The organism is Streptomyces sp. NRRL WC-3549, assembly GCF_000721935.1.
Taxonomy (GTDB): domain Bacteria; phylum Actinomycetota; class Actinomycetes; order Streptomycetales; family Streptomycetaceae; genus Streptomyces.
Genome location: NZ_KL585383.1, coordinates 2,434 through 12,214 on the forward strand (window position 1 = coordinate 2,434; position 9,781 = coordinate 12,214).

The following is a 9,781-nucleotide window of genomic DNA, read 5'->3' on the forward strand; positions in this document are numbered from 1 at the left end:
CCTGACCCCGGCCTTACCCCGCAGGACACCACAGGACCGAGGCGGCGCCGGACCCCCGGCGCCGCCCGCAAGTCCGCCGCCCGACACATCAGGGCGGCGGCCCTGCTGGTTGTGTGCGCCACCGCACCCAGCGACGTACTGATCGCGCGGGACCGGATGAGACGCGCCTTCTCAGCTGACGTCCCCGAAGCTCTGCGCGGTCAGGCGCGCCGACGGAACCAGCCGCGTCCCCTCTCCGGCTCGATGCCGTGGCCTGGTGCCGACGGCGGCGCGGAGTCGCGCCGGCCCTGCGCGCGAGCCGCCTTCGCCGCCTTCTTCACCGCCCGGGCCTGTGCATGGCGTCCCACACTGTCGTACAGGTCGGCAAGGGTGTCGAGCATTTCCAGAGTTGCAGGATCGTCGGGCCCCAGGACACGGGAACAGGACTCGGCGACCCGCTCGCCCAGACTCACCGCCTCCTGATCGCGCCCCACCACGCTGTATGAGAGAGCGAGGCCGCAGAGCGTCTCGAGGGTGTCGGGGTCTTCAGGTCCAAGGACGCGAGTACGGGCTTCGGCCACCCGCGCCTTCAGGTCCAGCGCCTCCTGTTCACGGTCCAGCAGGTCGTAGGAAAGGGCGAGGCCGTGAAGGCTTTCGAGGGTGTCCGGGTCCTCCGGTCCGAGTACTCGGGCACGTGCTTCGGCCACTCGCTTCCCCGTGTCGGCCGACTCCTGCACCCGTCCTACTTCACTGTAGGCAGAGGCGAGGACGTGGAGCGTGTCGAGGGCATCAGGATCGTCGGGATCCAAGATGCGGGCGTGTACCCGGGCCACCCGCTCCCACAGCTCGACCGCCTCCTGAACGCGACCCACCGTGCTGTAGGAGACAGCGAGGCTGCGCACGGCCCGCAGGGTGTCGGGATCGTCCGCCCCCAGGATGCGGGCTCGCACCTCAGCCACCCGCTCCCGGAGATCCAACGCCTCCTGCTCACGGCCCAGCTGGTCGTAGGAAACGGCGAGGTCGTAGAGGGTTTCCAGAGTGGCGGGGTCCTCGGGCCCCAACACCCGGGCACGCGCCTCAGCCACGCGCTCCCGGAGATCCAGCGCTTCCCGTTCCCGGCCTAGTTGGTCGTAGGAAAGGGCGAGGCCGTGAAGGCTTTCGAGGGTGTCCGGGTCCTCCGGTCCGAGTACTCGGGCACGTGCTTCGGCCACTCGCTTCCCCGTGTCGGCCGACTCCTGCACCCGTCCTACTTCACTGTAGGCAGAGGCGAGGACGTGGAGCGTGTCGAGGGCATCAGGATCGTCGGGATCCAAGATGCGGGCGTGTACCCGGGCCACCCGCTCCCACAGCTCGACCGCCTCCTGAACGCGACCCAGCGAGGCGTAGGCCAGGGCGAGGACGTCGAGCGTTTCCAGGGTGCGCGGGTCCTCGGGCCCCAGCACCCGGGCGCGGGCCTCAGCCACCCGCCGCCCCAGGTCCGACGCTTCTTGATCACGCCCCGCCTCACCGTAGGTGGCGGCGAGCTGGTGGAGCGTTTCGAGAGTGTCCGGATCCTCGGACCCCAACACCCGGGTACGCACCTCGGCCACCCGCTCCCTGAGGTCCAACGCCTCCCGCTCACGGCCCAACTGTTCGTAGGTAATAGCCAGGTCGTGGAGGGTGTCGAGGGTGCGCGGGTCCTCGGGTCCCAGCACCCGGGTACGGGCATCAGCCACCCGCCGCCCCAGGTCCGACGCTTCTTGATCACGCCCCGCCTCACCGTAGGTGGCGGCGAGCTGATGGAGCGTTTCGAGAGTGTCCGGGTCCTCGGGCCCCAACACCCGGGCTCGCCCCTCGGCGACCTGCTCGAACAGTGAAAGGGCCTCGTCCCTGTGCCCCTCCTCGGCAAGGTCGACGGCCTTGTCATGTTGGAGGGTCAGAGAATCAGCCCGGGGATCATGCGCCGGCGGCTGTGGGGAAGGGCCTGGGCCGGTGAGCGGGCTGTCGGTGGCGGCCCTACGGTTGAGGACGAGTCCGAGCTGGTCGGCGAGAGATGTGTATAAGAGACAGTCGTTCTGCCGTGAACCGGCCGTACAGGGTCCGGTAGATGTCCTGCATGGTGACCACCGGGCCGGTGTGCGGGGCGCCCTCACGCAGAAGGGAGAGGAGCCGCCCGGTAAACGCGGTGTGTTCCTCGTCGGCCAGCACCAGCGCCGTGCTGTTGGGCGGCGCGGAGGTGAGTGTGTAGGTTCCTTGGATGTCCAGCTGCCCGAGAACTTCCTGCTGGCCGGCGCTCAAGGTGGTGCCGATGGCACGCCCGCTGAAGCAGCTGTCGAGGATGATCACTCGATTCTTGGCCCTACTGCCCAGGAAGGTCCCGCGCACCGTGTCGAACCGCAGCGCGCTGTACTCCACGGCGTCCATGGCGGTCTCGTGGAGGGCGAGGTACAACTCGTGGGAGCGACCTACCGGTATGCCGTGGCCGACGAAGTAGAACAGCAGCAGGTCCTCGGCTTCGTTCGCCGCCCGGTGCAATATCTGCCCGACCGCCCTGCCGGTCGCCTGAGGCGGGATGGTGACGCAGCACTCGCCGGGAAACCCGCCGAGTCCGGGGTCGGTGAGGACGGCCGTCAAATCCCGCACATTGGCCGAGATCTGCGGCACGTCAGCCAATTGCTCGTCGTCGTACGAGGCTGAGCCGAGAAGGACGATACGTGAGCGTGTTGGATCGATACCGCGACCTGTCACTGAGGGCCTTCCCCCTGCCCCAGCGCGATCCGCAGGAGACGTTCGGCGTCACCCGCGCACTGCGCGTCCACCTCGACCTCCTGGCCCTGCGGCCCCTTGATCTTGATGCGGATGGAACGGCGCCGGGGCTGGGACAGATACGCGCTCAAGGATGTAGCCAGCGCGCTGGCTACGCCACCGCCTCCCAGTGCTGCGATCAGGACTTCAGGCAGTCCGCCGAGTTCGCCCTCGGACGGGATCGCCGGAGCCGGACTGACCCGCCCTCGAAGCTCCGGTTCCTGACTCAGCCAGTCCCCCAGGTCCTCCAGCTCTTCAACCGGATCGGCCCCTTCGACCCACAGCTGCAGCTCCATGGCTGTCTTCTCCTCCACTCAATCTGACGATCGATGCCGACAGGTTCGGTCAACGCCGCGAAGGTGTGATCACCGTCCGCTCCGGGCCATGGGGCCGCGAGCGCCACCGAACCGCACCGAGAACGCGTCGGACCGGCCCCCCTGCGTCGGTACTCCGGGCGGTGCCCGGCTCCCGCCCACATCCGCGGTTGCTTCCTCGACAGCCGCGACGCCCCTCTGCGGCCTCCCCTGAGACTGATCCAACTCGCCCGCAGCATAGACCGATTGAAACGTTCCCGGCCTCAGTGGCCGTCAAGTCCGTTTCTGGTGGCGACCTCGTCCGAGTCGAGTGAGGAAGCCTTGGTGGGTGAGGCGTCCCAGCCGTGGCCTCCGGGAGGTTGTTCAGGCCCGTGCCGGCCGCCGGCCTGCCGGCCGGTCCGCGTCGTTGTCGGCCTTCTGCGAATGATCTCTGCCGCGATCAGCCCACGATCCGCGCAAGCACCGGGGCCGGTGGTCACTGGGCCGGGATCGGCTGGGTCACGTTCACCGCATTGCCGTCGGGGTCCTGGATGTGGGCAACGCGCTGTCCCCACGGCATGTCGGCAGGACCGCTGCGGACCGAGCCGCCCAGGGCCTCCACGCGGCCGAGTACCTCGTCGACGTCGTCGACGGCGATGCTCAGCAGGATCCGCGGCGCCGCTTCGGTCTCCGCGTCCGCTTTGGCCACCACCCCCAGGTCCGTGTCGCCGATGCGCAGGCCGAGATAGAAGGCCGGGCCCTCCTCGGGTACCCGGAAGACCTCCTCGGCACCGAACAACTGCGTGTAGAAGTCGGCCAGGGCCTTCTGGTCGGCTGTCAGGATCACTGGCTGAATGGTGGACATGGCACTCCTGTCGCGAACGGTCATGTTGCTGGGTAGATCGTCCGGGACGGCGGAACTCATCGGCCGGACCTCGCCGCGCCAGGAGAGCGAGGGCGGTGGCTGGTACGCGCGCGTGGGGGCGACCCAGGCGAGTCCGTACTCCAGCTGCTCCGGCGTGTGGGACGAGGCGCCGAGCACGCCGAAGCCGCCAGCGTCGGTGACGACCGCCACGACGTCACGGACGCGCACGGCGAACGGTTCACCGCCGACCTGGTGGATCTCGCCCTCCGGGGCGCACGCTGCCGTTGCCCACGACCCGGTTGCGTCCAAGCCCCTCACGCCGCCCGAGCCGGCCACCACCGACGCTCGACGCCCGACCGGGGCGCCGGCCCAGCCCCAGTCCCTATTGCTGAACGGCCTTGTCCTGCCAGCTGCCGATCTTCCGGTGGGTCTACGACATAGCACAGCCTGGCACCACCGCACATAACTTGGTGTGAGGGATAACCAGCCTCGCCGACATCGAAAAATGTATTGCCAACCCTGTAGCCACCGACTGCGCTCTGGTTGCAACCGGTCTGCCCCCGTGGGGCAAACACAAACTCCTCGGAAAAATCGACGAAGGCGTCGAAACTCTTCAGTCTGCTCGCGGAGCCAGACGTGCTATGGACTGCCTTGCAGCCGACGCAAAAAAATCCAAAGAGCCTCACAGCAGCCTCCGATGACTGCCCCAAATGGGTAAAAAGTATTTCCGCCCCCCGAGTGGAATGATGGAGATAAAACGGTCGGCGAGTTGCTGGATGACAACGGTGATCCCATTCCGGATCTACCGCCAGGCATCGAGCAAATGAAGAGTGGGGAGAAGCGGTACGACGGATAAGGGAACTCGTACGACCCTCTGTGGGCGGATGCCCAAAAGGAGTTGGCCGGCAAAAAGGGGTTCCCGGCAGGAAAAAACACAAAGCACAAGGCACCTTCGCATGTCGAAACAGAATATGCAGTCTGAATGGACGCCAACGACATGAAGAGTGCCACGGTCGCCATCAACAACAACGTCGAAGTATGCGCTAAAGCTCAGAACCGCAAGGACGCGGTCGGGTACACCCTGTCTGTCGGGTCCAAGCTCACCGTGTACCATCCTGGAGGCAAGAAAACTTTGGGGGATCGAGGCCCGAATGACGCTAAAGGTGTTGGGTGAAACACCAGTATATCTGGAGACCCAAAGCGCAGTGGACGAATACCTCTATGCCCTATTCACTGACAGTCACCGGATTAAGCCCTCAGCAGACTTGGCATTTCAAGTCATCTGGGACGTAGCAGCCGACAAGAACTACGCGACAACGCCAGACAACGTGCTTTCCATCGGGATCAATTTTTCAACAGGGCACGGAGGGCTTCTATGGTATTCCGACGGAATGCTGTCCCATCAAATTTCTGCAGAGCTGGGTCATGACATCGCGAACCACGCATGGGTGTCTCTGAACCCGAACCCTCCGCACTCGGATCCCAAAGTCCTTTCTGATCCGTCGTGCCCCACGTTCTTCGACCGACTCAGCGCAGTGCCCTTGTCTAGCATTCACCCAGTGGTGGAAGAATACTTTCGCGAAGGAACAGGTTTCCGTCCTACGCAGGTGCAATGGACAAAGGGGCATTACACCGGAGAGCTCTACGTAGAAGAAGATTAGCCTCGATCGACTCCTCAACTTCAGGCACACCAAGGCGGCGACCCTGGAGATCGTGCATACGTCGGCCGAGGAACTCTTCGAGGGGCTCGATGCACGCGGGCCGCAGCGTGCTGTTCGTCAGTGAGAGGGCTGCCGCGTTCGACGTGGTGCTGGATCGACTGTAGTTCGTCGGACTCGACTCGTGCGCCCTGCCTCTGCACAGCCGCAACGCCAGCCGTCGAGCCGTCGCTCAGGAGCTGGGAAGGGCCCTGGAGGAGGAGCCGCGAGCCCCACGGCTCTCTCAGGAGGCGGTCGCCCGAGCCCGCGAGGCGCGCGAGGCTCTCAGCGCCTACGCCGAGGCCATGAATGAGACAAGCCAGCCACTCGGCCGGAGCCTGCACGATGTGATCGGCAGAGTCGGGCAGCTGTCCGAGGCACACGTGACGTTCCTGGCTTCGGAGGCGGACGGCGGCGCTCGGAAGCAGAAGGTGTTCGACGCCGCAGCAATCAGCGGACAGGACAACAGCACCGGGCCGGATCCGGAGCGATCGGGACCAGGCCCAGCCTGGCCCCGATCTGATCGCGGCGTGGTGGTCGCCCTGCCCTGGTCCGCCGAGCGGCGGCGCCGCGGACGCGAGAACAGCACGAACGCCGACAGATCCAGGGCGCGGGTCAGCTCGTGCAGGTGCAGTGCCGCACCGGGCTTCGGTTCCAGCACCCGCGTCGTCTGCGCGGCGGAGAGGGTGCCGAGCGTGCCGTCGTCCGGGGCGCCCGCCGTGTGGATGACAACGCTCAGCGGGGCATCGGTGCTGATGCCGGCCAACAGGCCCTGGACGGCGGCACATCCGGTGACTTCGCGCCCCACGACCTGGCGGTGGCGCCGAGAGCGGTCAGTTCGGCAACGAGTTCGCCCGGCGCCGCGCTCCGCGACCAGGTGCCGGGCGACGATCACGCCGTTGCCGCCGGTGACAAGGCGACCTGTGGGCTTCATCCCGCTGCGGTCTCCTGGGATGGTGCGACGTGGCCGGCGTTCAGTTCCACGTGCCTGCCGGTGAAGCGGGTTCGCATGCGGCGGTCGTGGGTGACGACGACGACCGCGCCTTGGTAGCAGGCCAGGGCTCCTTCCAGTTCTTCGACCAAGACGGGGGAGAGATGATTGGTGGGCTCGTCCAGCAGCAACAGGTCGACGGGTTCGCTGACGAGGCGAGCCAGTTCGATCCGGCGCCTCTGTCCATAGGACAGTTCGCCCACTTTCAGGCGCAGGTCGACAGGGCTGAACAGGCCGAGGGACAACAGTTGGTCGATACGCTCATCCAGTGTGCCCCCGCGGCCGTGGGCGAACGCCTGTGGGACTGTCAGGCCGGGCGGCCACGGTGTCCCCTCCTGTCTCAAGTGCCCGACTCGGCCCCGCGTGCGCACCGTCCCCTCATCGGGCCGCAGCTCACCCGCCAGCACCCGCATGAGAGTTGTCTTGCCGGCCCCGTTGGGCCCGGTGACCAACAGCCGCTCCTCGCCGCCGATCCGCAGCGAAGGTACGTGCAGTCGGTCCTCGACACGGATGCCGGTGAGTTCCGCCGCGGCCTGCGACATCTGACCGTCGGCGGTGGTCATCCGTGCGGCGAACACCAGCGGTTCGGGCGGCGGCGCGACAGCGTTGTCCGTCAGCCGTTCGACACGCTCCTTCGCATTGCGGATACGGACCATCGCCCCGTGACCACGGCCGCGGGCACGGAAGCCGCCGGCAGCTTGCGAGGGATCGCCTCCAACCGTGCCACGTTCGTGGCGGCCAGCTTCTGATTGCGGGCCAGTTCCGCGGACCAGTCCGCGTACTCCTGCAGACGGCGCCGCCGCTCAGCGGCCTTGGCGGCGAGGTAGCCGTTGTAGCCGTCACCGTGACGCGTCACCTTGCCCTCGCCGACCTCCAGGATCGTGGTGGTGACCCGTTCCAGGAACACCCGGTCATGGGTGACCACGAGCACAGTGCCGCGCTGCGCCCGCAGATGTGCCTCCAGCCAGCCCACCGCCTGGTCGTCCAGATCGTTGGTCGGCTCGTCCAGCAGCAACAGCTCCGGCTGGGACGCCAAGGTCGCGGCCAACGCCAGCCGTGACCGCTCACCGCCCGACAGCGTGCCCAGGGTCCGGTCCCGAGCCAGACCCGGCAAGCCGAGCCCGTGCAGGGCGATGTCCACCCGGGCATCGGCTTCGTAGCCGGCGCGCGCCTCGTACTGGGCGACCATCTGGGCGTAGGCGTCCAGCGCGGCGGTGAGCGCCGCCCCCGTCAAGCCCGTGAGCCCGGCTTCGGCGTGGTGCATCCGCGCTTCGAGTTCACGCAGGTCGGCAAGAGCCATATCCACTGCGGCCTGGACGGTGGCCTCGGGGGGCAGGGCCAACGACTGGGCCAGATAGCCCGAGCCGCCTGGTGCGACAACGGTCAGCTCGCCGTTGTCGGGTCGGTCCTGCCCGGCGATCAGTCGCAGCAGGGTGGTTTTTCCGGCTCCGTTGTCGCCCACGATGCCGGCCTTCTCGCCTGGCTTGATGCTGAAGGACACGTCGTCCAGCACGACGTGGTCGTCGTAGCGGCGGGTGACGTTCTGAAGAGACAGCTGCGCAGTAGACATGCATTCCCCTGTTCTCGGCCGGGCCGGTCGGCACGGGTGGATGGACGCATCCGCGCACGCCGGAAACGCTCCGTGGCACGCCGAACAGACGTCATCACAGGAGGAGCGGAAGCACGGAGGAGAACGTACGACGGCGGAGCCAAGCTCAACGCGGCCGCACGGGGAATATCACAGAGAACCCATGCGCAGCACCGTAGACGGGGAGTCCGTGTGGCTGCAAGCAGTTTTTTCGGTGAGGTGGCAGAAGGGTGCAACAGAGGCGGGCGCACCCCACGATCGACCGGCGACGACGCGTACCGCACCGGCGCGGACAGCGTGAATAGCCGGCCTCTTCGCCGGGAGGGCTGTCCCCACCCCACGCGCCCGTTAGCTGGAGAGGCTCGTCACCCAGCTCAGGGCCAAGGACCCGGCGCGGCGGCCGTCCTCCGCCGGGAAAGCCCGGGACGTCCTCAACGAGATCGGCGACCGGCAGTTCGTGACCACACCGCCCAGCTGTGGCCGGGACCTCGCGCACGGAATTCAGGTCAGCCAGGCGGAAGCCGCAGCAGGCCCGGTCATCCCGCTGCGGATCACCGCCCACGTCGCCGGACTCGTCGCCCCGGAGCACCTGGAGGTGGTCTGCCACCACAGGGGCTGGACCACGTCAACTTCCTCGGCCGCCGCTCCACCACTCAGCCTCCGGCGCCGGGCCCAATCCTCTGCCGGCCGTGTTCGTGTGGCTGCGGAGCAGCCGCTTCACGGCGCCGGGTCCGGGAGCCGAAGGCCAGGGAAGGCGGCGGGGGTCGCCCAGCCGCGCAGTACGGCATCGATCGTTGACCGGAACGCGGTCTCGGCTGCGCTGCCGTCGAGGCCTCCGGCGAGTTCGAGGGTCACGAGCCCGTGCAGGGCGATCCACAACGAGACGGCGATCAGTGTGGTGTCGCCCGCGAGGATCTGGTCCGCCACGGCACGGTCGATCGCCGCGACAAGCGGTCGCACCGGGTCTCGGTCGCCGACCCGGGTCGACGGTGCGAAGGACTGTGCGCCACCGAACAACACCGCGTACAGGTAGCCGTGTTCGCGTCCCCAATGGCGATACGCCACGGCCAACGCGTACAGATCCTCCAGGGCGTCCTCAGAGCCGGGAACGGCCGTCAGGTACTGGAACAGGCCGGCGACCGCTTGGTCGCGTACCTCGCGGATCACTCCGTCCTTCCCCTGGAACAACGTGTACACCGCCGCAGTCGACGTTCCTGCGGCGGTGGCCAGCGCGCGGACCGTGACCGACTCCTGCGGGCGGGTGGCGAACATCTCGGTCGCGCATGCGATGAGCCGCTCTCTGACGTCGGCGTCGTTGGTTCTCGGCCTTCCCATGCAAAGCAGTGTACCCATGGTGATAACATCGTTTCAAAACAGCGTTCCAAAACTCCCGAGGAGCTCACGATGCCACCGTCCGTCATACGTCCCTTGCGCCTTGTCGGCCGCCTGCTGGCGGCCACCGCCGCGGTAGTGGCGCTGGTCGCCCTCTTCCTGGCGCTGATCGTCGCCACCGATGGCGCGGGATCGGGGTTAGCCGCATGGTCCGCGGCTGTCGGGATCGCGGTCGTCGCGGCGATGTGGCGG

Annotated in this window: 8 protein-coding genes and 2 pseudogenes; 3 read left to right on the top strand and 7 right to left on the bottom strand. The window is 67.4% G+C overall.

Going from position 1 to position 9,781, the window contains the following annotated elements; all coding sequences use genetic code 11:
• Positions 1-200 precede the first annotated feature (200 nt).
• From IH13_RS36530 to IH13_RS0102210, 4 genes are all read right to left on the bottom strand, one after another.
• The gene (locus IH13_RS36530) at positions 201-1,898 is read right to left on the bottom strand and encodes a tetratricopeptide repeat protein (protein WP_420713333.1); all 1,698 of its coding nucleotides are present in this window, start codon (positions 1,896-1,898) and stop codon (positions 201-203) included.
• Positions 1,899-1,974: 76 nt separating this feature from the next.
• Positions 1,975-2,706 carry a caspase family protein gene (locus tag IH13_RS44275; RefSeq protein ID WP_082317493.1) on the bottom strand — a complete coding sequence of 244 codons (732 nt, stop codon included), beginning with the start codon at positions 2,704-2,706 and terminating at the stop codon, positions 1,975-1,977.
• The gene (locus IH13_RS40330) at positions 2,703-3,059 is read right to left on the bottom strand and encodes an effector-associated constant component EACC1 (RefSeq protein WP_031080561.1); all 357 of its coding nucleotides are present in this window, start codon (positions 3,057-3,059) and stop codon (positions 2,703-2,705) included. The genes IH13_RS44275 and IH13_RS40330 overlap by 4 nt, the downstream gene beginning before the upstream one ends.
• Before the next feature lie 493 nt (positions 3,060-3,552).
• The gene (locus IH13_RS0102210) at positions 3,553-3,921 is read right to left on the bottom strand and encodes a VOC family protein (protein ID WP_031080562.1); all 369 of its coding nucleotides are present in this window, start codon (positions 3,919-3,921) and stop codon (positions 3,553-3,555) included.
• A gap of 982 nt (positions 3,922-4,903) precedes the next feature.
• On the opposite strand from IH13_RS0102210, the gene IH13_RS41970 reads away from it, so the two are divergent.
• Positions 4,904-5,095, top strand: coding sequence for a DddA-like double-stranded DNA deaminase toxin (locus IH13_RS41970; RefSeq protein ID WP_110084960.1), 192 nt, complete (start codon positions 4,904-4,906; stop codon positions 5,093-5,095).
• Positions 5,085-5,582 carry an Imm1 family immunity protein gene (locus tag IH13_RS40335; RefSeq protein ID WP_234433193.1) on the top strand — a complete coding sequence of 166 codons (498 nt, stop codon included), beginning with the start codon at positions 5,085-5,087 and terminating at the stop codon, positions 5,580-5,582. Before IH13_RS41970 ends, IH13_RS40335 begins: the two co-directional genes overlap by 11 nt.
• A gap of 328 nt (positions 5,583-5,910) precedes the next feature.
• Here IH13_RS40335 and IH13_RS0102215 read toward each other — a convergent pair whose 3' ends face one another.
• The 3 genes and pseudogenes from IH13_RS0102215 to IH13_RS0102225 all read right to left on the bottom strand — a co-directional run bounded on the left by IH13_RS0102215 (position 5,911) and on the right by IH13_RS0102225 (position 9,532).
• Entirely contained in the window at positions 5,911-6,552 is a 642-nt protein-coding gene (locus IH13_RS0102215; protein WP_031080563.1) for a KR domain-containing protein, read from the bottom strand.
• Positions 6,549-8,179: pseudogene (locus IH13_RS36535) on the bottom strand (TlrC/CarA/OleB/SrmB family ABC-F type ribosomal protection protein). Before IH13_RS36535 ends, IH13_RS0102215 begins: the two are co-directional and overlap by 4 nt.
• Before the next feature lie 735 nt (positions 8,180-8,914).
• Entirely contained in the window at positions 8,915-9,532 is a 618-nt protein-coding gene (locus tag IH13_RS0102225) for a TetR/AcrR family transcriptional regulator (RefSeq protein ID WP_031080564.1), read from the bottom strand.
• Positions 9,533-9,601: 69 nt separating this feature from the next.
• Between IH13_RS0102225 and IH13_RS44280 the strand changes: the two are divergent.
• A pseudogene (locus IH13_RS44280) lies at positions 9,602-9,781 on the top strand (alpha/beta hydrolase); the annotation flags it as partial.